The following is a 24,835-nucleotide window of genomic DNA, read 5'->3' as shown; positions in this document are numbered from 1 at the left end:
CAATTGGGCTTACTGGGAAGGGAAGGCGAACCTGATGGTAAAGAATGGATCGTTGTACCGCCGACTTTTGTCTGATGTGCGGGGAGAGGTGATGTCAGATCCGGCGTCGCTTGCGCGATACTCGACCGATGCCTCAATCTATCAGATGATACCTGACGCTGTCGTGATCCCCCGATCCACAGAAGATGTCAAAGCCGTGATGTCTGTCGCGCGGGGCGAGGGATTTTCGGTCCTTCCTCGCGGTGGCGGCACGTCGCAATGCGGGCAAACGGTCAATCAGGGTATTGTGCTGGACAACACAAAATACTTGAATCGTATTCTAGACATAGACGTTGAGAAACGTATTGCGCGCGTTCAGCCAGGTGTTGTGTTGGATCAATTGAACGAAGCGTTGAAGAAGCATGGCCTTTGGTTTCCCGTGGATCCCTCAACAGCGTCTCGTTGCACTCTTGGGGGGATGGCAGCAAACAATTCTTCAGGCGGGAAGTCTCTGCGGTACGGGATCATGCGAGATAACGTCCGTGCAATAAACGCAATTCTGGTTGACGGAAGCGAAGCGCGGTTCAGCGCTGAAACGCCCGCGTCTAGCGATTATGCGGATCTTGTTGGCGACATGCGCGCACTTGGGCGTCGTGAGGCGTCTGAAATTGACGCCCGTTTTCCCAAGGTCCAGCGCCGTGTGGGCGGGTACAATATCGACGCGCTCGTCGGTAGCGACATCAACATGTCCCATTTGTTGGTGGGGTCAGAAGGCACGCTGGCTTATTTCACTGAATTGGAATTGAACTTGGCACAGTTACCGGGTGAGAAAGTTACCGGCGTGTGCCATTTCTCGACATTTCGTGCTGCAATGGAGGCCACCCAACACATCGTGACGCTCAACCCTCAGGCGGTAGAATTGATCGACGAGACAATGATCGCGTTGGGGCGCGATATCCCATTGTTTCGCGACACTATAGAGGCCTTTGTCAAAGGCAATCCCGAAGCCCTGCTACTAGTAGAATTCGCCGAGGGCAACGCTGAGGACAATGCCGCAAAACTGGTTAAGCTTTCCCAACTAATCGGAGATCTCGGCTTGTCTTTTACCGGAACGAAAAGCCGGTGGGGTGGAGTTGTTTCAATTACAGACACCAAGCTGCAGAATTCAATCGCCGAATACCGGAAATCCGGCTTGAATGTCATGATGTCGATGAAGGAGGCAGGCAAGCCGATATCCTTCGTTGAAGATTGCGCTGTTCCGTTGTCCGACCTCGCCGATTACACCGCGGGCCTAAACGAAATATTCGACCGGCATGGCACCAAGGGAACATGGTACGCGCACGCCTCCGTAGGGTGCCTACATGTTCGTCCTGTACTGAATATGCGGGAGGACAAAGACGTCAGCACAATGCGGGCGATTGCAGAAGAAACATTTGATCTGGTTAAGCGATACAAGGGTTCTCATTCAGGTGAACACGGTGACGGGATCGTGCGTTCTGAATTTCATGAAAAAATGTTTGGTCAGCGTATTATTTCCGCCTTTGAAGAGGTTAAGCATCGGTTTGACCCAATCGGGATGCTCAATCCTGGAAAGATTGTGCATGCGCCCTCAATGGATGATCGCCGTCTATTCCGCTACAGCCAGGACTATTCAGTCCCGGATTTCGAAACAGCGCTGGATTGGTCAGCTTGGCCGGGTACCGGAGGAGGAATTCAGGGTGCCGTTGAGATGTGCAATAACAACGGCGCGTGCCGCAAGCTCAAGGGCGGAGTTATGTGCCCTTCCTTCCGTGCCACCCGAAACGAGCGTGATTCCACGCGTGGGCGTGCAAACACTTTACGTTTCGTGATCAGCGGGCAGTTGCCGGGCGGTTTAGAGTCCGATGCAATGTTGGACGCGATGAAGTACTGCGTATCCTGCAAGGCGTGCGCTCGGGAGTGCCCGACTGGTGTCGACATGGCGCAAATGAAGATCGAAGTACTGTCAGCGAAACGTAAAAAAGGTGGGCTGACATTGGCAGATAAATTGATAGCTTACCTGCCCAGATATGCGTCAAAAGCTGCAAAAGTCGCGTGGCTTATGAATATTCGAAACAAAATTGGGCCCTTGCGAAAGCTTTTGGAAAGCCCGACCGGTATTGCTGCGCGACGTGATCTTCCAGAATGGTCTTCCGTTCCGTTCCGAGATGACGAGGCCCAAGATAGTGATCCGCAGGTTCTTCTGTTTGCAGATGTATTCAATCGTTATTTCGAGCCTGACAATCTGCGCGCCGCGGTCCGGGTCCTGCGTGCGCTAGGGCTGCGTGTCGCCGTAGCACGGGATGACCACACTGAAAGAGCGTTGGATTGCGGGCGTACCTTGTTGGCTGTAGGTTGTGTGGAAGAAGCGCGACATGAGGCTAAGCGCGTGATTGACGCGACACGAGATATGGTTGCCAAGGGCATACCTGTCGTCGGACTTGAACCTTCCTCTATCCTCACTTTCCGGGACGAGTATTTGGCTCTTTGCCCGGGACCGCAAACGGAGATGTTGGCGAAGGCCACACATACAATTGAGGAATTTCTGGCCGAACAGCCGAGCTTGCCTTTGAAACCGATAGATCGACCGATCTACGTCCATGGACATTGTCATCAGAAGGCACATGACGTCGTCACGCCTATGCTCAATCTCCTGAAGCGTATTCCTGAGGCGCAGGTTAACATGATCGAAAGCAGTTGTTGTGGTATGGCTGGGGCGTTTGGATATGCCCCGGAGACTGTCGATGTCTCGATCGAGATGGCAAAGCTAGACCTATTTCCAGCTTTGGACGCGGCACCAGTGAATGCAATTGTTGTGGCAGATGGGACATCATGTCGGCACCAAATCACTGAGGGTACCCGACGGCAGCCCATGCATGTCGCTCGCTTGTTGGAAATGGTACTTGATGATTAGGACGTGGTTATGAATCTAACGGATGGCATCAAGCGCACAACACTACATGAAGAACTGGTCGAACGTCTGCGCAACCTGATTGTCGAAGATGTTCTGAAGCCGGGAGAGAAAGTGCCCGAGAAACAGCTCTGCGACTCGTTGGGGGTCTCAAGGACACCATTGCGGGAAGCCCTAAAGGTGCTTGCATCAGAAGGCTTTGTGGTACTCCAAGCCAACCGAGGTGCGCGCGTTGCCAGTGTCACGCGAGAAGAATTGGAGAATACGTTTCCAGTTCTTGCGACGCTTGAGCAACTGGCAGGAGAGTTGTCGTGTCAGAGCATGAACTCCACGGAAATTAAACAGATTGAACGTCGCCACGCCGATATGTTGAAAGCCTATAGGTCACGTGATCGACAGGCGTATTTCAAAGCCAATCAGGACATCCATCAGGCACTGATACGTGGCGCGCGAAACGACATTCTTGAAACCCACCACAAGCTGTTGGCGGCGCGGGTCCGCCGTGCACGTTTTGTGGCCAATCTGTCAGACGAACGCTGGGCGCAGGCAATTCGCGAACATGAAGCTATGATGGAGTTGCTTAAGGCTCGCGATGCAGATGGGCTTGGCAAAACCATGAAGGTACACATGATGAACAAGCTTTCGGCTCTTGTGAAGGCGCTTGAGGCCGAGAATGAGGCGTTTCGCTGACTTCTGTTCCAAAGCGCTTACAAACTTTTCACGGATCGACCGCTAGTCAGTGCTGAGATTTGGAAATGGGGGTGTCAGCCCACAGTCCATGGCTAGTTTGTTGAGATCACGACAAAGAGCGGGGTTAAGCCTTACACCGTCTTTACGACGGGCTTCAGCTACGGCCGTTTTGCCGTCTCCGGGCAAGCGCACCGGGTCATGACCGGGCAGTGGGGCTGATGCGCGCATTTCGGAAAAGACGCGGGCGGCGTTGGAAGCAAAGTCTTTTTCCATCCCAAACGCTGCCGGATTAAGCGCCATTACGAATTGCCCTGTGTTTGTGGATGAGGTCGTGTCTGAGGTAAAGTTGACCACGTCTGAGCCGAAGGCCGCGCCGTTCAAGACCCCGGCCATTAATCCGATAGCTACAGAAAGACCGAATCCTTTTGGACCGCCGATCGGCAAAAGAAATCCTTCTGACTTGCGGGCAGGGTCCGTCAATGGGTTTCCATCGCGCCCGACCATCCAACCCTCAGGCATAGGCTTACCTTGCTGCAACAGGGTCTTGATCTTGCCCATAGCGGCAACAGTCGTCGCCATATCAAAAACGAATGGATCAGGGCCATCGGCAGGCGCAGAGAAAGCGATAGGATTGGTGCCAAGAAGCAGGTCGCTTCCGCCATAGGGCGGAACGTGGTTCGCGCTGCCCACTGCTGCGGCCATGCCAAGCATCCCGGCCTCGGCTTGTGGACGCACGTATAGTGCGAGTGGTCCTGCATGGTTGCCACGTCGAACACCGACCCATCCGATGCCGACCTCTCTCGCCTTTTCTATTGCAAGATCCCGAGCCGCCGACATAGCTAAATGACCAAGTCCGTCATCTCCGTCGATCAAAGCGGTTGCAACAGTCTCATGTTCTACCGTGATTTTTGCCGTAGGATTAGAACCGCCGCCCGCCAACCGGGCAAGGTACTGGCGCAGGCGAAATACACCGTGTGTGCCGTAACCATAGATGTCGGCCTCCACCATCGTCGAGGCCACCTGAACAGCGTCCGCTTTTGGCACACCTCGCGTTTCGAGTGCGCTCGCCACAAACTCACGCAGGGCCTGGCAGTGTATTTTCACAGGTTCAGAAGTCATCTCTGCCGACCTGCTCTTTATGCCAGAACACGAGTTTACGCTGTGTCCAAACCACCGTTGCAAAAACGGCCAGGCCGACGAGGCTGAGATACAGGATCAACGAGAACACCCGAGGTGTATTGAGCTGCGAGGCTGCAACACGGATCAGCTCACCAAATCCCTTTCCGCCGCCCAGGAACTCTCCTGTAATTGCACCTGCCATCACGCCAACTGCACCGATCTTGAGACCGGTGAATATCTGCGGCAGGCCAGTTGGCAGCTTCATCTTGATCAATGTCTGCATCCGGCTCGCGCCCATCGTCTTGAACAACATGCGCGCGTTTTCGTCGGCGGCGTGAAGCCCAGCGGCTGTTCCAACCACAATTGGGAATGTCGCAATAAATGCGGCAAGTGCCACCTTGGATTCAATGCCGAACCCCAGCCACGCCACAAACAGCGGGGCGAACGCGACTTTTGGCATAGTGTCGATGGCCACGAGGTAAGGCATCACTGCTTTTTCGCCAAATGCGGTTTCCCCGACTAGCACGCCCAGCGAAAAACCGATCGCGATCGCCAAGGCAAAGCCATAGATGACCTCCTTGAAAGTGATCCAAAGCGCACCCAGCATGTAACCTCCGGTCAAAAGGTTTTGTCCGACGAAAATCATGTCCCTAAGGGTCTCCATCGGGGTGGGCAGGATGATCGGCGATACAAGCCCCAAGCTTGTCACAATCTGCCAAGTGCCTACGAAAACGACGAAAACAAACGTCATCGCAATCCAACGGGGAACCGAGTCGATAAAGTGAACTTTCTGCTCCCAAACAGTGTCTTCTGCGGGGTCAGCGTCCTTTACGGAAGGCGAGTAGTCCTGAACTTGGCTCACATTTCTTCTCCCTTATCCAGGAGGCTGCGAATGTAGTCTACAATAGCGCCGAACTTAGGAGTCGTCATCATATCGAGCGTGCGCGGGCGAGGCAGGTCGACTTCAACAATTTCAGCAATCCTGCCTGGACGTGGCTTCAACACGACGATTTCATCGGACAAAATCACCGCCTCTTGAATGGAGTGCGTCACAAGAAACGCGGTCGCTTCCTGTTCCCGGCAAATCCGCTGCAACTCCATATTCATCATGTCGCGCGACAACTCGTCGAGAGCGCTGAACGGTTCGTCCAACAAAAGCACGGCTGGTTCGGTTATCAGCATTCGACAGATCGACGCGCGTTGTGCCATCCCGCCCGACAATTCGTTCGGATATACGTTTTCAAAACCTTTCAAGCCTACGACATCCAAAAGTTCGTGAGCCTTTGCCATGGCTTGCTTGGCTGCTGCCTTTCCATCTCGAATCTCGATCGGCAGGACGATATTTTCCACAGCTGTTTTCCATGGGAAAAGTGTCGCTTGCTGGAACATCATACCAATATCACGGCGGGTCCCAGTGACCGGCAACCCCTGCAGGATCACACGTCCTTTAGTTGGCGGGATCAGACCCGCCATGATCTTTAGCAGAGTTGACTTGCCGCACCCGCTGGACCCGATGACAGATGTGAAGCTTCCTTTCCGAAGCGTCAGATTGATGTCCTCGAGAGCGACCACCAGATTGCGCGCATAGGTCTTGCTTACGTGTGTCAACTCGTAGACCGGCGTGCCCAAGGGCGCGCCGGAAAACTCATGGGTGACTTCAGCGTTCATTTACTGACAGCCTCGTTGCCAATGGCAGCAAACTCATTGGTCCACGCAGCGCTCAGGTCATCAAGTGGTCCTGGAATTTCGCCACCTGCGACCAGCGCGTCTTGCCATTCTTGCCAGACTTCGGCGGGATACCATCCCAGACCATTGCTTGGATCCGCCGCTATGGTTTTTGAACGCACGGCATCGAAAAGTGCCGACTGGAACTCCTTGTCTTCGCCTTCCTGCGGATTGCCGTCGGCCAAGTGCTTTAACACGGCTTCGCGGTTGGCATCATCGAGCGCAAAGGCATGGCCACGAGCGAATGCGCGGCTCCAGGCCTCGACCAGTTCCCGATCATTGGCGATTGTGTCGGCCATAGTGGCGATGCCGTTGCCGAAGAAACGCCCAAATTCTGCCGGCGTAATGTCGCGCACTGCCATTCCGCGCTGGTTCAGAATTGCCGTGTCAGCTGTCGATGCGGAATATGCGTCGATTTCACCGTTCAGGAAAGCCGCAGTTGCCGGGCCACCGTCGCCGACAGTCAGGAAAGTGAAGTCTTCACCCTCTTTCATGCCTGCTCCGGTCATCACATTGCGTGCAAAGCCGACTTCCGCGCCATCAGCCGTACCTGTTCCGATAACTTTACCTCGAAGCTCTTCAACACTTTGGATGTCAGAGTCTTCTGGCACTGCGATGCCGAAGTTGCTGCGTGCTGCAACGTTGTAGATATGTACTGCGTCCACATCCCGCGATCGCGCTGCAATTAGGGGACCAGGTCCGGGGCGACCGAAATGCGCTTGCCCTGCAGACAAAGCCTGAAGCACGGCTCCTGAACCGTTGATCGCTTCGACGGTCACGTCCAAACCTTCGTCTGCGAAGTAACCTTCTCCAATGGCGACAAAAACAGGAAATGAGTTGATCGCCGATGGGCTCGGTTGCACAAAAGTGATTTTACGCAAGTCCTGCGCAAAACCTTTCGTTCCTATTGCTCCCGCTACCGGAACTGCCGAAAGCAAGGACGCTGTGAAAGTCCTTCTGTTCATCATTTTAGTCTTCCTCCCTTGCATGGTTGGCTTCCAGCAGCTTCAGAGATGCAGGAGCCACTTACACGGCGCGCACGGTATTCCTGAGCGTGCCAATTTCTGAAATTTCACAAACCACCGTGTCCCCGTCTTTCAGGAACTGAGGCGGGTCCATTGCGTATCCGACGCCTGACGGCGTGCCGGTCGCGAGTACGTCCCCCGGTTCTAGGGTAAGGCCTTCTGATAGGGATGCGATCAGCGTCGGAATGTCGAAAATCATGTCCGACGTCGTTCCGTTTTGGCGCTGTTCGCCGTTGACGGTTATTCCAATTGACAAAGACTGCGGATCGCTGACCGCATCAGCGGTCACTATCCAGGGACCCAATGGGCAAGACCCATCTAAACCTTTGCCTTTGAAATACTGCCCACCATGTCGGCGTTGGATGTCGCGTGCGGTGATGTCGTTGAGGATCGTATAGCCGTATACGTGGTCGTATGCGTCAGCCTTGGCTATGTTTCGCCCCGGTTTTCCAATCACAACTGCCAGTTCCACTTCGTAGTCGATGGCTTGTGAGACCGATGGGAAAATCAGAATGTTTGCCTCTGGTGCCACAATCGAGGTTGGCGGTTTTGTGAAGAAAACCGGATGCTCTGTTACACCAATTTTTTGATTTTGTGCCCGTTCGCCCTCGGCAATGTGTTCAGCGTAATTGCGCCCTACACAAAACACGTTCTTACTCGGACTGGGAATTGGCGCCAGAAACGGCGCGTCATCCCAAACCAGTGCGTCCTTTAGACTACCTGCTTCAGCCGATGAAACGAGGGATCTCAAAACTTCAAGTGTATCTTCTCCACCCGCGATTAATTGCTGCATTGAACCGGCGTTCAGCGTTTTGCCAATCATTTGCGCTGCGCGCAAAATGTCCAACTTGCTGCCATCTTCAAGTATTGCCACGCAAACGGCGTGACCCTCTACGGAAACAGTTGCTAACCGCACTCGGCACTCCTCCCTCGTGCTTATGTCAAGCCGTGGTCACGGACCCTGTCCTGCGACTCGTTTCTTGCTTTCCTCTTGCCCTTGAGTTTTTTCCGACTTGGCGTTTCAATCAATCAACCAATCACTAAATTGGGTGGAGATATGAGCGCACCAACCGAACTCGCGCACCGTGTACGCGATCTTATTAACAATGCGGGATACAGGCATAACGACAGGCTCCCACCTGAACGTGAGCTGTGTTCAAAACTTGGGACAACTCGCAATCAGTTGCGAAGAGCGTTGGCAGAGCTCGAGGCCCAGGGACTGATCTGGCGTCATGTGGGGCGGGGAACATTTGTTGGTTCCAGACCGGTTCTCAACCTCACCGACGTAACTTATTTGGGCAATCAAATTAAACCTGAACAGGTTGTGTCGGTGCGATTTACGATCGAACCGCAGCTTAGCCGGCTGGCGGCACTCCATTCCACTCGTTCCGACCGTGAGCAAATGAGGCTTTGCGCTGACAAATGTCGCACGGCGGAAGATTGGCGCACTTACGAAGCGTGGGACAACAATTTGCACTACGCCATAGCCCGCTCTACTCGAAACCAACTTTTTCTGTACTTTTTCGAAACTTTGAATTCGGTTCGTAGGTCGATTGTTTGGGGGCAACCACGCGAAACCCTGAAGCCCGCTGAAAATTACTCCAGTTTTCGGGAGCATGATGCGATCGTATCCGCCATTGCGAAGGGCGACGCTGAACTTGCCGCCAATGCCATGGTGGATCACCTAAAATCCGTTTATTCGCGCGTACTACCCAAAAGCATGCAATCTGACGGCTGATGTAGAATAAGTACCCAACCAATTCTAGAAATGGTCGGGCTGCAACGAGGTTGGAGCTCTTGCATACTCACCCCAATTTTGGCGATGACTTCATAAGAAGCCGCGTCTGATCGTATCTGGCGTAGCATCGATCGGAAGGTCTCTGACCGTTTGGAAATCCGATCATTGGCAATTATACGCTGAGGAGGAAAGCGATGTCCGGTCACGTCATTCCCGCGCCACAGGTGCATACTATACCCGTAGCGGGGGGCGGCACATTCCCAGTGCGTCGCGTTTATTGCATCGGCCGAAACTACGCCGCACATGCAATTGAAATGGGTCATGACCCTAACCGGGAACCTCCGTTTTTCTTTCAGAAGAATCCTAACAATCTGGATTCCTCAGGTGAATTCCCGTACCCACCGCACAGTTCCGAAGTGCACCACGAAGCAGAAATGCTCATTGCGCTCAAGTCCGGCGGTACGAATATCTCGGTGGACGATGCATTGGATCATGTCTTTGGATATGGTCTCTCGCTTGATATGACCCGACGCGACCTGCAGGGGCAGATGAAAAAAATGGGCCGTCCTTGGGAAATTGGTAAAGCGTTTGAACGCTCTGCGCCATGCGGGCCTATTCACAAGGCATCAGAAGTTGGGCATCTCGACCATGGTCCAATTACTTTGACGGTGAATGGTGAAATTCGGCAAGAGGGTGATTTGAACCAGATGATCTGGAAGGTCCCAGAGATGATCTCCTACCTGAGCGACTACTTTGAGCTCGCTGCCGGAGACGTCATCCTTTCTGGAACACCTTCTGGCGTTGGCCCTGTGAGCCGTGGCGATGTTATGGTTCTGGCCGTCGACAAACTGGGTAGCATAACGGTCAACGTAACTTAGCAAGTACTACAACAAACCCTCTCCGCGAATTAGGCCAATGCTTTTGTGAACGGATCCCGGATGCCCCATCTAGTCGCTGAATTGATTGCTCCCCATTCCGGCACTGCAAATGCTATCGGTGCTCCCGGCCGATCTTGGTTGAACTACCGTGGGCTCCGCGAGCTTTGCGCAATGGTCAAAGCGGATCTCCACAAGATCGGAGTAGGTCGTGGAGATCGAGTTGCGATCGTTTTGCCCAACGGTCCAGAGATGGCGACGGCTTTCATATCCGTTGCCCAAGTGGCTACGACGGCACCTCTGAACCCTGCCTACACTTATGAAGAGTACTTATTTTACCTCAAGGACCTACGGGCTAAGGCACTTCTTGTAAGTGAAAACGAAGACGGACCTGCGGTAAAAGCGGCAACGGACCTCGGCATCGCTATATTGCGGGCGTCTTCCGATAGCTTCCAAAAGGCCGGGCAGTTTTCGATTTTGTCCAGCGACCCAATCGGAGTCGCTGATACCTCTGCGCCGCGTGAAGACGATGTTGCCCTGATACTCCACACTTCGGGAACGACGTCGCGCCCAAAGATCGTCCCTCTGACGCAGGCAAATATCTACGCATCTGCGAGAAATGTGGCTTCGTCTTTGAAACTGACAATCGATGATCGTTGTCTAAGCATCATGCCGCTGTTCCATATCCATGGGCTGATCGCAGCAGTCGCGGCTTCTTTAGGCGCCGGATCGCAAATTAGCTGCGCCCCTGGGTTCAACGCTCTAAGCTTTTTTTCACAGGTCGCTGACGTTGATCCGACTTGGTATACGGCGGTTCCGACGATGCACCAGGCTATTCTGACCCGAGCTGCACGAAACCAATCAATCATTGATCAATCGCGGTTGCGCTTTCTTCGATCTTCTTCTGCTTCGTTGCCCGCACCAGTCATGGAAGAGTTGGTTGCAACATTTAGTGCGCCCGTCATCGAAGCCTACGGCATGACAGAGGCCGCGCACCAAATGTGTTGCAACCCGCTTCCTCCGCAAAAGCAAAAGCCCGGATCTGTTGGAATAGCTGCAGGACCCGAAGTCAGGATTGCACACGAAACGGAAGATGTGTTGATCGCTTCGCGGGATGTCGGAGAAATCGTTATCAGCGGTCCGAACGTGACACCGGGATACGAGAGCAACCCGCAGGCAAATGCAGACAATTTCTTTGAAGCGGATGGAAAGCTTTGGTTTCGTACCGGTGATCAAGGGTCGTTCGACGAAGAGAATTACCTGCGGCTGACCGGACGCCTTAAAGAGCTGATAAATCGCGGTGGAGAAAAAATCAGCCCGCTCGAAGTCGATGCCGTGCTTCTGAGCCACCCGGACGTTGCTCAGGCAGTTTGTTTTGCCGTCCCACACGAAAAACTGGGCGAGGATATCGCGGCGGCGGTGGTACTGTCCGAGGGCGCGGCGATCGAGGGTACAGAGGTCCGGGATTTTGTCGGCGAACGGCTCGCAAAATTTAAGGTGCCGACATCAGTGGTAGTTCTCGGAGAGATTCCAAAAGGCGCGACTGGTAAGATACAACGGATTGGGCTGGCCGCTAAACTGGGGCTGACAAAGGCTTAGACACATGAAAGTTTGCATCTTTGGTGCCGGAGCTATCGGAGGTTACGTTGCCGCGAAGCTTGCGCAGACTGACGTCGACGTCAGTGTCATTGCGCGTGGCGCCCATCTGACTGCAATGCAGGAAAATGGGCTGACTCTCCTAGAGGGTGGGCAGGACCCGATCAACGTGCGGGTACGCGCCTCCGGCAATGCCGCCGATCTTGGCCCACAAGATTATGTCTTCATCACGCTAAAAGCGCACTCTGTTCCAGCGGTTGTAGATACAATGCAGCCCCTAATTGGATCCGCGACAACACTAGTAAGTGGTGTGAACGGGGTGCCTTGGTGGTACTTCCACAAACTGGAAGGTCCCTACGAAGGGAAGAGGTTGCGGTCTGTGGACCCGGGTAACGTGCAATGGAATGGTTTCGGGCCAGATCGGGTTCTAGGATGTGTCGTCTACCCAGCCGCAGAAGTCGCTACTCCGGGAACTATCAATCATGTCGAAGGCAATCGTTTTTCTTTGGGCGAGCCTGATGGTTCCAAATCAGACCGCGCTGCCAAGTTTTCGGCGGCACTATCCGCTGCTGGGTTACGTGCGCCCGTGAGACCAAGAATTCGGGACGAAATTTGGCTAAAGCTATGGGGTAATCTGTCGTTCAACCCGATTTCCGCTCTTACCCACTCAACACTTGATGTATTGTGTACTGATCCAGGTACACGGTCTGTGGCGCGCGGAATGATGCTAGAGGCTCAGGAAATCGCCGAGAAACTTGGGATCAGGTTTCCGGTAGATGTTGAAAAACGTATTGACGGCGGGGCGGCAGTTGGCGCCCACAAGACCTCTATGTGGCAGGACTTGGAGTTGAGCCGACCAATGGAAATTGATGCACTGGTCACTTCGGTGCAGGAATTGGGACAACTGATCGGGATCGCAACACCCACAATCGACACTGTTGCATCACTGATAAAACTGAGGGCAAAGGTCGCGGGTCTTTATTAAGCTGCTGCCAGCGATCATCTGGCCTTGTCAGAAGAACTTTGGTTGAGCAGGGCAGGGGTGTTGCGTAGCTTTTTCCGATGACCAGATCTGCCTTTTTCAAATATTTTAAAATAGTCCAGAGATCATCCGCCTTGCTGTGATGCTGTACATCCGTTTCCCGCTCTCGCTTCGAAAGGTTGAAGATCTGTTGCACGAGCGAGGCATCGATGTGAGCCCGAAACTGTCCGAAATTGGTGGAACAGGTTTGGCCCGAAGTTTGCTGCTGAGATCAGACGGAGCGGGTGCAACAACTGCGCGTATTATCGAAATGGAAGTGGTACCTGGATGAGGTTTTCTTGAATGTGAATGGCAAGCAGCATTATCTTTCGCGGGCTGTTGACTATGAAGGCAAGGTGCTACAAGCCGTTGTCATCAAACGCCTAAACAAGCAGTCGGTATTGAAATTCTTAAAGAAATTGATGAAACGCCATGGCTGTTCAAAAGAGATCGTAGCGGATCGCTTCGCGTCGTGTCGGGCTGCTCTCAGAGAACTAAGCGCTACCGAAGAACAACAGACGGGCAGGTGGTTCAACAACCGCGTCGAGAACTCGCACCTGCCGTTTCGACGACGCGAACGCGCGATGCAGCGTTTCAGGCGCATGCGAAGTTTACAGAAATTCGCCTCCGTCCATTCCTCCGTATACAACCACTTTAATCAGGAATGATCGTTCACCAGCAGAGACTCCTTCAAGCTGTCACGCACCGCCGCTCTTGGCGAGTGGCGTCAACTTTGTTCGGGATAGGTTCGCAGTTTCCGCGGCAAACTGAGACTGGTTCAAGTTCGTCTGACAGCACCCAAGGTGGGAATTTGTCACTTAGCAAATTCTTCCAGGAGAATTCAGTCTGGAACGCCTGCGGCAATCAAGACTTGAACAAAGCGCTCTACTTGTTCGCGGTCTCGACCGGGAATTCGTCTTGCATCACTTGCTCTGACGTCCGGCGCAACTGCCAGGTAGGCGTCTAACGCCTTATCTCTCTCCTCAATGCGACCAGAAAGATGTAGCGTCGCCACCAACTGCCTTCTGTAGGTTGGGTTTTCGGGTGCCAAGGCCAGTGCACGACGCACCGTCTTTTCTGCGCTTTCGTAGTCCTCTAAGCAAAAATGGGCAAAGTAGACGCCCATCAACCAAAGTGGTGTAAAAACATCCTGAGGACTTAATGTCTCTGCTCGTTTAACCAGATCCAGGCCCTTTTGATATGCGCCGCTTATGCAGTATCCGCTTCCACAGAAGCCCAATACGGTCGAAAACGATGGCGCGAGCGTAATGGCGCGATCAAAGAGGTCAACTGCTTCGTCCCAGCGGCCGACAAACATCAAAGACCATCCTTTGATCGCCAAAACAATGGGATCTTGATTGTCGGCTCGCACCGCTGCATCTGCCGCTGCGACCATAGCCGCTGCGGAGTTCTCGCCGGGTTCTGCCCAACTGTAGAATGCTTGTAGAAAATGCGCGAGAGCCAGGTCGGCGTTGCCAAATGCACCGCCGGACAGTTCGACTGCCCGTTCAAAATAGCGTCGAGCTTCTGCTGTTTCCGTCTGCCCCAAACGCATGACGAGAGGTCGCCCTCTCATTACACATTCCCAGGCGTCCAACTGCGTCGGATCTTTTGCCCGGGCGCGCCTAGCTTCGGCGCTCAAAAATCCTGGACCAACCGCTGAAACTATCGCGTTCGATATTTCGTCCTGAATATCAAAGATGTCAGTGAATACTCGGTCGTAGCGGTTTGCCCAAACCTGTGTTTCAGTCGCCAAGTCAATCAATTGAGTAGTGACCCGAATTCGGTCTCCAGACTTTCGAATAGAGCCTTTCAGCACATAGACTACACCCAAATCTCTGATCGTCGCCGTCAAATCCAGTCTGTTGTCCTTATGGGCCTGTGTGGAGTTTCGTGAAATCACATTGAACCAAGGCATACGGCTTAAGTCTGTAATAATATCTTCCGCCATGCCATCGGCAATGAATTCGTTTTCTGGATCAGGGGATCGATTTTCGAAAGGGAGCACTGCTACAGTCGGCTTGGAAACGGTCGTCGCAGCAATCACGGCGTCAGGTGGCCATTGGAGGATGTGAACAGGTTCAGATATGTTTTTTAGGGTGCGGGATCCTGCTGATGCAAAATCCGCTTCAAACCTACCATCAAACTGGCGATGTGCGTCTGCTGAAGTAACAATCGTTGAAGGTTCCGCCAAAGCTTCGAGCCGAGCAGCGATGTTGACTCCGTCACCATACAAATCGTCGCCGTCGACTATTACGTCACCAACATGCAAACCTATCCGATAAGCAATGCGCTTAGAGGGATCTATAGACTTCTCGGCTTCCGATACTGATTGTTGAATCGCTACGCAAGCTCGTGCGGCGCTAACTGCCGAGGGAAATTCGATAAATAGACCGTCCCCGCTACTCTTGAAAACGCGACCACTATTTCCAGCAATAATTGGCTCGAATATTTCGGAATTTAGACGTTGTTGCCGCGCAATTGTTCCTTCTTCATCTAAACCCAAAAGACGGGAAAAACCGACCATGTCCATGGCCACAATCGCAGCGAGGCGTCTTTCCAAGTTGTGCTCCATGAAACGTTAACTCCAAGCCTAGGTTGTTCTTCCGGTAGACACGAAACGAATTTCGTCGAGCTGAAAGTCCCTAGGCGATCTTATATGATAGGCGCTTCATGCCCATGGCTTAAATCTGGAAAGCCCTCCAAGATCCGCGATAGGTTTTGTCTACTAGGACACAGCATTTGCGGCAGACGTTTGGTTGACCATCTTGAATACGCGTGAAGCAGGGGTCCTGAAAAACTTGATGGCTGCTCTGTCCGCAACTCGGTCGTTGTCCCAATACTGTCGAACGTCCGTTGTTGTGACAACAGACACACAATCAGCACCGACTGAAGTACAAATCGGGCAGACCACCGCAGACTTCGGTCATTTTGGCAAATTTTAACTTCAAATCGACGTACAATACCCCCAACCTAAAAAAGGGCTAATAGAATGCAAAACTACAAACCCGCTGTGGGGACCCCCATTGCAAATATCTCTCTACCAACAGTTGGCGGCGGAACAATAACCGTAGGCGGAAAGCGTGAGCGACATCAGTTTTTCGTCGTCTACCGTGGAAAGCACTGCCCTCGCTGCAAGCGACACCTCAACAAATTGCAAAAGATGCTGCCAGAATTCGAAGAAGCCGGAATTGATGTTCTGGTCGCTTCTGCTGATCCGATCGAAAAATCTCTCGCGGACAAGGATGAATTCGGCTGGGAGTTTGATTTAGCTTATGATCTCAGTGAAGATCAAATGAGGGAATTGGGTGTCTATATAACCGATCCCATTTCGCCAAACGAAACGGATCGGCGTTTTGCGGAGCCGGCATCCTTTTTCATTCTTCCGGATGGCACGACGCAGATTGTCATTTTGTCTAACGGGCCTGCGGCACGTCCGGATATGGAAGAGTTGCTAGATGGAATGAAGTTCAATATCTCCAACAATAGGCCGACGAGGGGGATGGCTTGAAGAAATGCGGCCGTTGTGGGTTTTGTAGCCAAGAGCTGGTGGGCTTATTTCCCAGTGAAATCATGGAACGATAGGTGGGGTGAGACAAATAGCAAATATTTGGGAGACGCTTACAGCTGCGGCGGAATAGCACTCTCGCGCCGGAGCGGCCATTGGTGCACTGCATAGAGAACTACTGCAATGAGCCCAATGCAGCCTAAAGAATTGACCTATTCAGGCTCATATGGATCAGGCGTACCCTCCGAGATAGGCGGTTCAGCCTGCAACGAAGCTGTATGGTCCACTATGATTTCACCCATCGGCCAACGCACCCAGAAGTTACCGGGTGTCGAAGGGTTAAGGTGATACATTTCCTTAGGGTCATCGTAGAGATTGTAGAAGCGCGGGAAATCAAAGGTGACCAAAGGGTCTGAGCCGAGTTTCACCTAATTGAACATCATTTTCCAGTTATGCCATTTCACACCGAAAATACGCTTGCTTAAATAAACCATCAGCCCGTCGCGAGCCGATTTCTCTGATTGCCCCGTCAAGAAGGCTGTCTGATCGACGCTGTCTATCACGCGGTCAGTCGGAACTTCCCCGCCTGCAATTTCAGCAAAGGTCGCATACAAGTCCATCATGTGAACGATTTCATTCGATGTTTGCCCGGCTGGCACCTTACGTGAGCGGGCGCACGGCCTGTTGGCACACAAGCATTTCCAGGAATCCAGTTAGCGAAGAGGATCTAATAAACCCACAAGTCCCGGGTATCGAAGGTTCTCGTTATTTGGCCGATGTTGCTCCAGCCAATATCAGTGAACTTCTTGAAACGGTTCAACGTCAAAGGCGAGCATCGGGACATTCTTCGGATTATACGCTGACATTGTCCGGCGGGGGCGAGGATGGAGCCTTTGCTGCCGGCATCCTGAACGCATGGAACGAGTCCGTCACGCGCCCAGAATTTATGGTCTTTACCGGTGTTTCAACGGGTGCTTTGGCAGCGCCGTTCGCCTGCCTGGGTTCCGAATACGACGATGAGCTCAAAGAGCTGTAAGGTGGGTTTCCACCGTCCCGGATATTCAGAGGACGACTTGTGACAGGTATCCTAAGTGGTTCTTCTTTCAAAAGCTCTGACCTGTTAAAACAAATGATCGAATCTTACATAGCGGACGATTTCCTAGCGCAAATTGCCAAAGAACATCGTCGCGGTCGGCGTCTGTTGGTTCAGACAGTAAGTCTGGATGCACAAAGGACAGTACTTTGGGATATGGGTGCAATCGCGAACAGCAATTCAGCAAATGCAAAAAAGGTACTCGCTGATGTAATACTCGCTTCTGCGGCAATTCCCGGTGTTTTCCCGCCGGTTTTAATTGATGTTGAGACTGACGAAGGTGTCCGGGATGAACTCCACGTTGATAGTGGTGTCTATTCTCAAACCGCATACGTACCTGGATGGGGTATCCCTAGGAAATTTGCTCGCCGCGGCAAATTATATGCGATCCGTAACGGTAAAGTTGAGCCAGAACCTAAAGTTATAGAACCAGGGGTATTTCAAGTATCCGCGCGCTCGCTTTCCACACTGATCAAAGCACAAAGCGTAGATGATTTTACGATTGCGTACAAACTAAGTCTGCAGAGAGACGCGGAATACCAAGCCACTTAGATCGGAACGGATTTCGACTATCCTCTAGCTGAGCCGTTCGATACAGAGTACATGCAAGCGCTGTTTGATTATGGTTATCAGCTTTTTAGCTCGGGGGCACTTTGGAGCGATCGTCCGCCTCGATAAGCCAAGGTTGCTTCTTGTCAATAGTGGGATCTTTGCTTCAGTTGGCTTGTCAGCTAAGTCATAATCATTAGTGTATATGACTATGTCGATGAGTGAAACTGAGCGAAATCGGTTACGACTTTGGCGCCGCTGGCAAGTCACGTTTGATCATCTTAAATTCCCTGCCCCTATGCAGAGGGTGCATCAAGCACTTGTTATTCATCCTCAACCGTGGACAACTCGCGGTTTAGCTAAATATACTAATTTGCCTCAGACAAGCGTCAGACGACAGCTGAAACTCTTGGCCAACCCGAACGTGCAACGTGTAGACGATGGGTTTCAAATCACGGAGTTGGGTTTGGCTTTGAATTGGACTGTGCATCGCGAACTGACGAAGTTCGTTCGAGGGGGGCATCGATTCAGCCAAGAGCTAATTTCCGCACACAAGCAGTCAACTGGTGCAAATGGTGCGGGCGGGGCCGACTACGAATGGCTTGCCACGCATATCTGGTGGCCTGTGATTGAGGCACCGGAAATTCTGGACGCGTAGGTTGTTGGATCGTTTGGCTTGGCAGTGCCTTACGATTCGAACGAGTCAGTTGTTCGTAAATTCATGCGTTTAGCCGACCCCGCTCATCTGTCGAGTTTTTGGCACTTCAGTAGTCCTCATCTGCAAGACGGAACTGTATCTGTTAGGAACCATTTTGGTGGCTCAGCCCAGACAAAAATGTTCACAACAAAAAAGGCTTCGAGCAGAACTTTCTTTTCGGGCCCATTTTTATAAATGAAATTGAGTTGCTCCTGCGTCCAACGAAACGGTTGTTCCTTTCTCACCACGTACCGCTGCTGGGACATCAGCAAGGGCGCAAATAATGGCCCGCCCACCGGAGGTTCGAACGAAATCCTGAGCGGCCTGCACTTTCGGGCCCATTGATCCCGCAGGGAAGTCGTATTCGTCCAATGCATCTGGAGTGATGGACCGAATGCCCTGCTGATCGGGCGTTCCCCAATTGAGGAACACAGCCTCGGCGTCCGTTGCAACAACAAAGAAGTCTGCGCCAAGATTCTGTGCCAGCAAACAGGACGCGAAATCCTTGTCGATGACGGCTTCGACCCCGACCAGTTTCCGTTCAGCTCCTGCCTCGTACATCGTCGGGATGCCACCTCCTCCAGCAGCGATCACAGTCGCGCCCTTTTCCAGGATCCAACGGATCGGTTCGACCTGAAAGATACGTTTTGGGCGGGGCGAGGGTACCACGCGCCGCCAGTACTCGCCATCCGGTTTTACCGTCCAGCCCTTGTCAGCCGCCTCTTTCTTGGCGTCCGCTTCGTAATAAACCTGCCCGATGAACTTGGTCGGGTTGTCGAAGGCCGGGTCGCTCGGGTCGACCTCGATCATGGTCAGCAGGGTGGCAATATGATGCTCGAAGGGCAGGATATTCCCAAGCTCCTGCTCGATCATGTAGCCGATCATGCCCATCGTTTCGCCGACCAAAACGTCCAGCGGGTATTCCTTGACATCGGTGTACATGATCTCTTGCAGGGCCAGCATCCCGACCTGCGGACCGTTCCCGTGGGTGATGACGGTTTCATGCGCTTCGCACAGCGGAGCGAGGGCTTCGGCGGCAATCTTCGCGTTTTTGCGCTGATTGTCTGCTGTCATTTCCTCACCCCGTTTGAGAAGCGCGTTGCCGCCGAGTGCTACAACAACGCGTCCCATGGATCAGCTCCCCAGTGTGGCGACGAGGATCGCCTTGATGGTGTGCATCCGGTTTTCTGCTTGTTCGAACGCTATGTTCATATCGCTTTCGAAAACCTCCTCGGTCACTTCCATCTCGGTGATGTCAAACTGTTCGTGAATGTCCTGGCCAACCTTGGTCTCCAGATTGTGGAAAGCTGGCAGACAGTGCATGAACTTGACGCTCGGGTTGCCCGTTTTCTTCATCAGATCCATGTTGACCTGATACGGGCTCAGCAGCTTGATGCGCTCTGCCCAAACCTCTTTTGGCTCACCCATCGACACCCAGACGTCGGTATGAATGAAGTCCGCGCCTTCGACAGCAGACGTATCGTCCGTGATGGTCACACGGGCACCGGTCTTTTGAGCCCTCTCCATCGCCAATTCGCGCACGTCGTCATGAGGCTGGGTTTCTTTCGGCGAGATCATCCGGACATCGCAGCCCATGATCGCGCCTAACATCAACAGCGAGTTGCCCATGTTTGACCGGCAATCGCCCGAATAGGCATAGACGATGTCCTTGCGGGGTTTGTCAGCGTGCTCGATCATGGTCTGCATATCGGCAAGCATCTGGGTCGGATGCCAATCGTCGGTCAGGCCGTTATAGACCGGGACACCAGCATATTCCGACAGCGTTTCGACCATGTCCTGACCCGCACCGCGGAATTCGATCCCGTCGAACATACGTCCCAAAACACGGGCGGTGTCTTTCATAGACTCCTTGTGCCCGATCTGTGAGCCCGACGGATCGAGATAGGTGATGTTCGCGCCCTGATCGTATGCTGCCACTTCAAAAGCGCAGCGGGTGCGTGTCGAAGTTTTTTCGAAGATCAGGCAGATGTTCTTGCCGGTCAGCGACGGCTGCTCGGCGCGGGCGTATTTCGCGCGCTTCAGGTCGCGGGCCAGATCCAGCAGATACAGCATTTCACGCTGGCTGAAATCGGCAATTTTCAGATAGCTACGGCCTTTGAGATTGAATGCCATTTTATCTCTCCCTAACAAAAATCAGAGGGCGCAGGGGCTGCGCCCATGGTAAATTCAATAGGCGGCGTCGCGGTCTATCGGGCAGGTCATACAGTGGCCGCCACCACGGCCGCGCCCAAGTTCCTGACCCGAGATTTCGATCACCTCGACACCGGCTGCGCGCATCTTTCCGTTCGTGAACGTATTGCGCGCATAGCCGACAACAACACCTGGCGAGAGGGCGACGACGTTATTGCCGTCATCCCATTGTTCGCGCTCGGCCTGGAATTCATTGCCACCGGTAGAAATGACTTCCAGCGAGTTCAGCCCCAGGGTTTCTTTGTAGACGTCGAAAAGGTGCCCTTTTTCAACGTGGATATCCAAATCCCCACGATCGCCCGGACGGATCGAGATACATGTGATCTGATCCGCCACTTCAGAAAATGCGGTGACCTTGTCATGGTCGAGGCATGTAAACACCGTATCCAGATGCATGGCCGCGCGGCTCTTGGGCATCGCACAGGCGACAACACGCTCGGCGCCGCCCTTGCTGAACAGCGCTTCTGCGACCTGTGCGACAGCCTGCCGGGTCGTACGCTCACCCATCCCGATGAAAACCGTTCCATTGCCAACTGGCTGAACATCTCCGCCCTCAACCGACGCGAGACCGAAATCGTCGTCGCTGTCGCCCCACCAGAACTCAAAATCGGCGTCTTTGAACATCTTGTGGTGCCGATACACAGTTCGCATGATCAAGGTTTCCGGCTTACGAGCAGGCCAGAACATTGGATTCGTGGTCACACCATCGAAAATCCAGCAGGAGGGGTCTCGCTGAAACTGGGCGTTAGGGATGGCCGGAAGAATGAAATCACCCAGCGACACAAGATCGCCGAACTGCTCATCAATCATGCCTTTGGGAAGGTCTGCGAAGACGATGCCGCCTAGCATATGCCGAGCAAGCAGCTTGGCATCCATCTCGTCCAGCCATGCGCGCATTTCGACGGAGAAGCCCAGACCGACCATGTTGGGCGTGATCAGGCGGTCCAGAAGAAAAGCGCGCGCCGAGGGGTCTGATCTGATCGCGTCTGCCAGAAGGTCCTGAATGTCGTAAACTTCGACCCCGCGCTCACGCATCAAGGAACAGAATTCAGCGTGATCCTTACGAGCCTGTTCGACCCAGATGACATCATCGAAAAGAAGCTCTTCGCAGTTTCGCGGTGTCAGTCGGTCATGCGCCAATGACGGCCGCGAGACGATCACCTTATTGAGCTTTCCGATCTCGGAATGAACGCCGAGCTTCATTGTAACTCTCCTTTCGAACTATTTGTTTTTTGAATGTCTTCAACGTCATTGGCCTGGCTCCAGCGGACCCAGACATGGATGGGAACGCCCAAAAGCAGCAAGACAGAGCCAACCAAAACGGTTTCCGCACCCGAACCGACGAAGGCCCACACGGAATATATGAAGCCAAGGGCGCCCAGAACAACGACCTTCGCCAATTCTGGGCCATGCAGGACTTGCCCACCTTTTAGCCGGATCATGATCTCGGCCACGGAACAGATGGCATAGGGCAACAGGCTTGCGACAACAGCAAGTAGAATAACAAAGTTGAATGCGGCGACCAGTCCTTGAGCATAGTTCATGATAATCAGAACGGAGGCCAGAGCGTTCGACAATATCAGAGCGTTAGCAGGCGTTCCGAATTTGGATTTCCGGCCTAGGGCTGCAGGAAAAACGCGATCCAAAGCAGCGCCATAGGGGACCTGGCCACTGAGCAGTGTGAAACCGTTCAGAGTTCCGAAGGTAGATATCACCGCACCTACGGCCACGAGTATACCACCTACGGTGCCAAACATAACTTCGCCGACTGCTGCCAGCGGTGCGGCAGAAATAGCCAGCAACTCGGCAGGAATGACGCCCATCGAAACGGCGGTCACCGCTATATAGACGCTGGCCGCGATAATCACGCCGATGACCGTGGCGCGCGGGATGGTCTTTTCCGGCTCGATAACGTCGCCAGATGGAACGGTCGCAGACTCGAGGCCCAAATAGGCCCAGAGCGTCAGGGCTGCCGCAGCCGAGATCGCCGTAAAGGCCGTCGTACCGCTTTGGTTAACCGGGATGTAGTTCTCTGTTTCGATCCAGAAGATACCCAACGTGCCAATCAGGATCAGAGGCGCGAGTTTGAGCACGGTGGTCACGATCTGAACCAAACCGGCCCCTTCAACGCCTCGGATATTTACCAAAGTAAGCGTCCAAATCGCGACCAACGCGGTCGATAGGCCGTACATTGGCACTTCGATGATAATTGGAAACAGGAACCCCAAATAACCCACCAACGCGACAGCAACAGCTGCGTTCCCGGTCCAAAGCGCGATCCAATACCCCCAGGCAATTATGAAACCTGCAAAGTCTCCGAATGCTTCTTGCGAATAGGCATAAGGGCCACCGGGTTTTGAAACGATCCGTGACAACCTGCCGAAAATTATCGCCAGAACCAGCGCCCCGGCCGATGTTAGGATCCATCCGCCTATTGCAATTGGCCCAAACGGCGCAAGTGAGGCCGGCAGAAGGAACACTCCTGACCCAATCATGTTTCCGACAACCAAAGCGATACAAGCCGTCAGCCCAAGGGCACCCGATTTCGAAGTCGTCTCTGGAGCGGAGCGATCGGTCATTGCGACGGCTCAGTTCGATGTTGTGTCTGAAGTCTCGGTTGCGGGCCCGTCGATCCCCGGATCAGTTATGGCGCCAACGGTGAGCGCGGCGCAGATGATCACGGCAAGTATAAGAAGCAGCGGGAAAACGAAGCGTAGCCACCGATCATAGGAGACACGGCCAATGGCGAGCCCTCCCATGACGACGGCAAATGTCGGGTTGAACAGGTTCACCCATCCGTTTGCCGACTGGTACGCTGTCACCACCAGGTCACGTCCGACGCCCGCAAAATCAGCAAGCGGCGCCATGATCGGCATCGAAAGCGTGGCCAGCCCAGACGAGGACGGCACTAGGAATGACATCAAGATCTGAATGCCAAACATCGCGTTGATAAATGCGAACTCGCTCAGACCCGAAACAAACCCCTCGGCCCCGGCCAGTATCGTATCGGTTATCTTGCCCGCGTCCATGATCACAACCACGCCACGCGCAACACCAATAATCAGCGCAACCCCCAACAAATCGCGCGCGCCATCGACAAAGGTTTCCACAAAGGTCCCTTCGTCCATTCGGGACCCTTCATCCGTTTTCCCGACCCACCAGACTATGACGGACATGACCAAGAAGAGGCCTGACATCTCAGCCATCCACCACCCCAGCGCAACAACGCCATAGATCATGATGGCGAATGTGACTCCGAACAGGACCAAAATGATCGAGCGCGTTTTGGTCATCTCGGGAAACGTGTCATCGCCTTCCGAACCCTTTAGGAAATGCGCCCGATTTTCCTCGGCCTGATCCGCAACCACTGACAATGAAGGGTCGGCTTTCACGCGTGATGCGTATCGCATGACAAATGCGATACCTGCAGCCAAACAAAGGATCAGTATAATGAACCTAAGAACGATCCCGTTGGTGAACGGGATACCTGCCCCTTGCGAGGCAACAACCGTCGCAAATGCATTGAAGGTTGAGCCCAGGGTCCCAATGCCCGCGCCAAGCATGATCACCGCGACTCCGGTCAAGGAGTCGTACCCAGCACGGATAAAGACCGGAATGATCAGCGCATAAAACGCGAGGGATTCTTCCGCCATGCCATAGCTTGTCCCGCCAAAGGCAAAGGCGATCATCAGGATCGGGATCATTAAAATCTCGCGGCCTTCAAGCCTGTGCAGCAACCAACCAATGCCAGCATCGATGGCACCAGTTTTGGTCACGACCATCAGGAAGCCGCCAATAACCAAAACGAAGAGCGCGACGTCTATCGCTGCACTTGAAGAGCTTCCGAGAAGCCCAGGGTCATACATCCCTGCAATTGGTGCGAGAATGACCGAAGTTAGTCCTTGGGGGTTAGACTCGACTTGGTGATAGGTGCCCGGAACAGGAGCTTCGCTGCCCAAAGCTTCGTTCATTTGACGTTCGTATTCGCCTGCAGGAATGACCCAAGTTAACACCGCTACAATAGCGATCAGAGCAAACAGGATCGTAAATGCAGTAGGGAATTTGAAATTTGACATAACT

General features: G+C 53.4%; 19 protein-coding genes and 2 pseudogenes. 9 read left to right on the top strand and 12 right to left on the bottom strand.

The window, feature by feature from the left end; translation table 11 throughout:
• Positions 1-34 precede the first annotated feature (34 nt).
• Together ACP15L_RS07585 and ACP15L_RS07580 are read left to right on the top strand one after the other, a co-directional pair.
• Complete coding sequence (locus ACP15L_RS07585; RefSeq protein ID WP_425083711.1) at positions 35-2,911, top strand: FAD-binding and (Fe-S)-binding domain-containing protein; 2,877 nt, start codon at positions 35-37, stop codon at positions 2,909-2,911.
• 9 nt (positions 2,912-2,920) lie between these two features.
• Positions 2,921-3,598, top strand: coding sequence for a GntR family transcriptional regulator (locus ACP15L_RS07580; RefSeq protein WP_425083710.1), 678 nt, complete (start codon positions 2,921-2,923; stop codon positions 3,596-3,598).
• Between the two features lie 42 nt (positions 3,599-3,640).
• Here ACP15L_RS07580 and ACP15L_RS07575 read toward each other — a convergent pair whose 3' ends face one another.
• The 5 genes from ACP15L_RS07575 to ACP15L_RS07555 form a co-directional block, all read right to left on the bottom strand.
• Complete coding sequence (locus tag ACP15L_RS07575) at positions 3,641-4,717, bottom strand: Ldh family oxidoreductase (RefSeq protein ID WP_425083709.1); 1,077 nt, start codon at positions 4,715-4,717, stop codon at positions 3,641-3,643.
• Positions 4,707-5,579, bottom strand: coding sequence for an ABC transporter permease (locus ACP15L_RS07570; RefSeq protein WP_170375895.1), 873 nt, complete (start codon positions 5,577-5,579; stop codon positions 4,707-4,709). The genes ACP15L_RS07575 and ACP15L_RS07570 overlap by 11 nt, the downstream gene beginning before the upstream one ends.
• Complete coding sequence (locus tag ACP15L_RS07565) at positions 5,576-6,385, bottom strand: ABC transporter ATP-binding protein (protein ID WP_170467807.1); 810 nt, start codon at positions 6,383-6,385, stop codon at positions 5,576-5,578. The genes ACP15L_RS07570 and ACP15L_RS07565 overlap by 4 nt, the downstream gene beginning before the upstream one ends.
• Positions 6,382-7,380 (bottom strand): ABC transporter substrate-binding protein, encoded by a 999-nt coding sequence (locus ACP15L_RS07560; RefSeq protein ID WP_425083708.1) that lies wholly within the window; start codon positions 7,378-7,380, stop codon positions 6,382-6,384. Before ACP15L_RS07560 ends, ACP15L_RS07565 begins: the two co-directional genes overlap by 4 nt.
• Before the next feature lie 88 nt (positions 7,381-7,468).
• Positions 7,469-8,383 (bottom strand): fumarylacetoacetate hydrolase family protein, encoded by a 915-nt coding sequence (locus ACP15L_RS07555; protein ID WP_170642883.1) that lies wholly within the window; start codon positions 8,381-8,383, stop codon positions 7,469-7,471.
• 141 nt (positions 8,384-8,524) lie between these two features.
• On the opposite strand from ACP15L_RS07555, the gene ACP15L_RS07550 reads away from it, so the two are divergent.
• The 5 genes and pseudogenes from ACP15L_RS07550 to ACP15L_RS07530 all read left to right on the top strand — a co-directional run bounded on the left by ACP15L_RS07550 (position 8,525) and on the right by ACP15L_RS07530 (position 13,443).
• Positions 8,525-9,205 carry a FadR/GntR family transcriptional regulator gene (locus tag ACP15L_RS07550; RefSeq protein ID WP_170642882.1) on the top strand — a complete coding sequence of 227 codons (681 nt, stop codon included), beginning with the start codon at positions 8,525-8,527 and terminating at the stop codon, positions 9,203-9,205.
• A gap of 194 nt (positions 9,206-9,399) precedes the next feature.
• Positions 9,400-10,083, top strand: coding sequence for a fumarylacetoacetate hydrolase family protein (locus ACP15L_RS07545; protein ID WP_425083707.1), 684 nt, complete (start codon positions 9,400-9,402; stop codon positions 10,081-10,083).
• Positions 10,084-10,143: 60 nt separating this feature from the next.
• Positions 10,144-11,679, top strand: a complete 1,536-nt coding sequence (locus tag ACP15L_RS07540) for an acyl--CoA ligase (protein ID WP_425083706.1) — start codon at positions 10,144-10,146, stop codon at positions 11,677-11,679.
• Between the two features lie 4 nt (positions 11,680-11,683).
• A complete protein-coding gene (locus ACP15L_RS07535; protein ID WP_425083705.1) occupies positions 11,684-12,661 on the top strand; it encodes a 2-dehydropantoate 2-reductase in 978 nt (325 codons plus the stop codon).
• Positions 12,662-12,738: 77 nt separating this feature from the next.
• Positions 12,739-13,443, top strand: a pseudogene (locus tag ACP15L_RS07530) (IS6 family transposase).
• A gap of 95 nt (positions 13,444-13,538) precedes the next feature.
• Here ACP15L_RS07530 and ACP15L_RS07525 read toward each other — a convergent pair.
• Positions 13,539-15,260, bottom strand: coding sequence for an adenylate/guanylate cyclase domain-containing protein (locus tag ACP15L_RS07525; RefSeq protein ID WP_425083704.1), 1,722 nt, complete (start codon positions 15,258-15,260; stop codon positions 13,539-13,541).
• Between the two features lie 429 nt (positions 15,261-15,689).
• Here ACP15L_RS07525 and ACP15L_RS07520 point away from each other — a divergent pair, with 429 nt between their 5' ends.
• Positions 15,690-16,208, top strand: a complete 519-nt coding sequence (locus ACP15L_RS07520; RefSeq protein WP_425083703.1) for a redoxin domain-containing protein — start codon at positions 15,690-15,692, stop codon at positions 16,206-16,208.
• A 425-nt stretch (positions 16,209-16,633) separates the two neighbouring features.
• Here ACP15L_RS07520 and ACP15L_RS07515 read toward each other — a convergent pair whose 3' ends face one another.
• Positions 16,634-16,828, bottom strand: a complete 195-nt coding sequence (locus tag ACP15L_RS07515) for a hypothetical protein (RefSeq protein ID WP_425083702.1) — start codon at positions 16,826-16,828, stop codon at positions 16,634-16,636.
• A 17-nt stretch (positions 16,829-16,845) separates the two neighbouring features.
• Between ACP15L_RS07515 and ACP15L_RS07510 the strand changes: the two are divergent.
• Positions 16,846-17,850: pseudogene (locus tag ACP15L_RS07510) on the top strand (patatin-like phospholipase family protein).
• A gap of 883 nt (positions 17,851-18,733) precedes the next feature.
• Here the strand turns inward: ACP15L_RS07510 and arcC are convergent.
• Genes arcC through ACP15L_RS07485 form a run of 5 tightly spaced genes read right to left on the bottom strand, consistent with a single transcriptional unit; the run spans position 18,734 to position 24,831 of the window.
• Positions 18,734-19,675 (bottom strand): carbamate kinase, encoded by a 942-nt coding sequence (gene arcC / locus ACP15L_RS07505; RefSeq protein ID WP_425083701.1) that lies wholly within the window; start codon positions 19,673-19,675, stop codon positions 18,734-18,736.
• Between the two features lie 3 nt (positions 19,676-19,678).
• On the bottom strand, positions 19,679-20,677 hold the full coding sequence (gene argF, locus ACP15L_RS07500) for an ornithine carbamoyltransferase (protein WP_425083700.1): 999 nt from the start codon (positions 20,675-20,677) through the stop codon (positions 19,679-19,681).
• Between the two features lie 54 nt (positions 20,678-20,731).
• The gene (locus ACP15L_RS07495; protein WP_425083699.1) at positions 20,732-21,958 is read right to left on the bottom strand and encodes an arginine deiminase; all 1,227 of its coding nucleotides are present in this window, start codon (positions 21,956-21,958) and stop codon (positions 20,732-20,734) included.
• Positions 21,955-23,334 (bottom strand): amino acid permease, encoded by a 1,380-nt coding sequence (locus ACP15L_RS07490; protein WP_425083698.1) that lies wholly within the window; start codon positions 23,332-23,334, stop codon positions 21,955-21,957. The genes ACP15L_RS07495 and ACP15L_RS07490 overlap by 4 nt, the downstream gene beginning before the upstream one ends.
• Positions 23,335-23,343: 9 nt before the next feature.
• On the bottom strand, positions 23,344-24,831 hold the full coding sequence (locus tag ACP15L_RS07485; RefSeq protein ID WP_425083697.1) for a YfcC family protein: 1,488 nt from the start codon (positions 24,829-24,831) through the stop codon (positions 23,344-23,346).
• Positions 24,832-24,835: the final 4 nt, after the last annotated feature.

This window comes from Ruegeria profundi (genome assembly GCF_049800715.1).
GTDB lineage: Bacteria > Pseudomonadota > Alphaproteobacteria > Rhodobacterales > Rhodobacteraceae > Ruegeria > Ruegeria profundi_A.
This window is presented reverse-complemented; position numbering and strand designations above follow the sequence as displayed.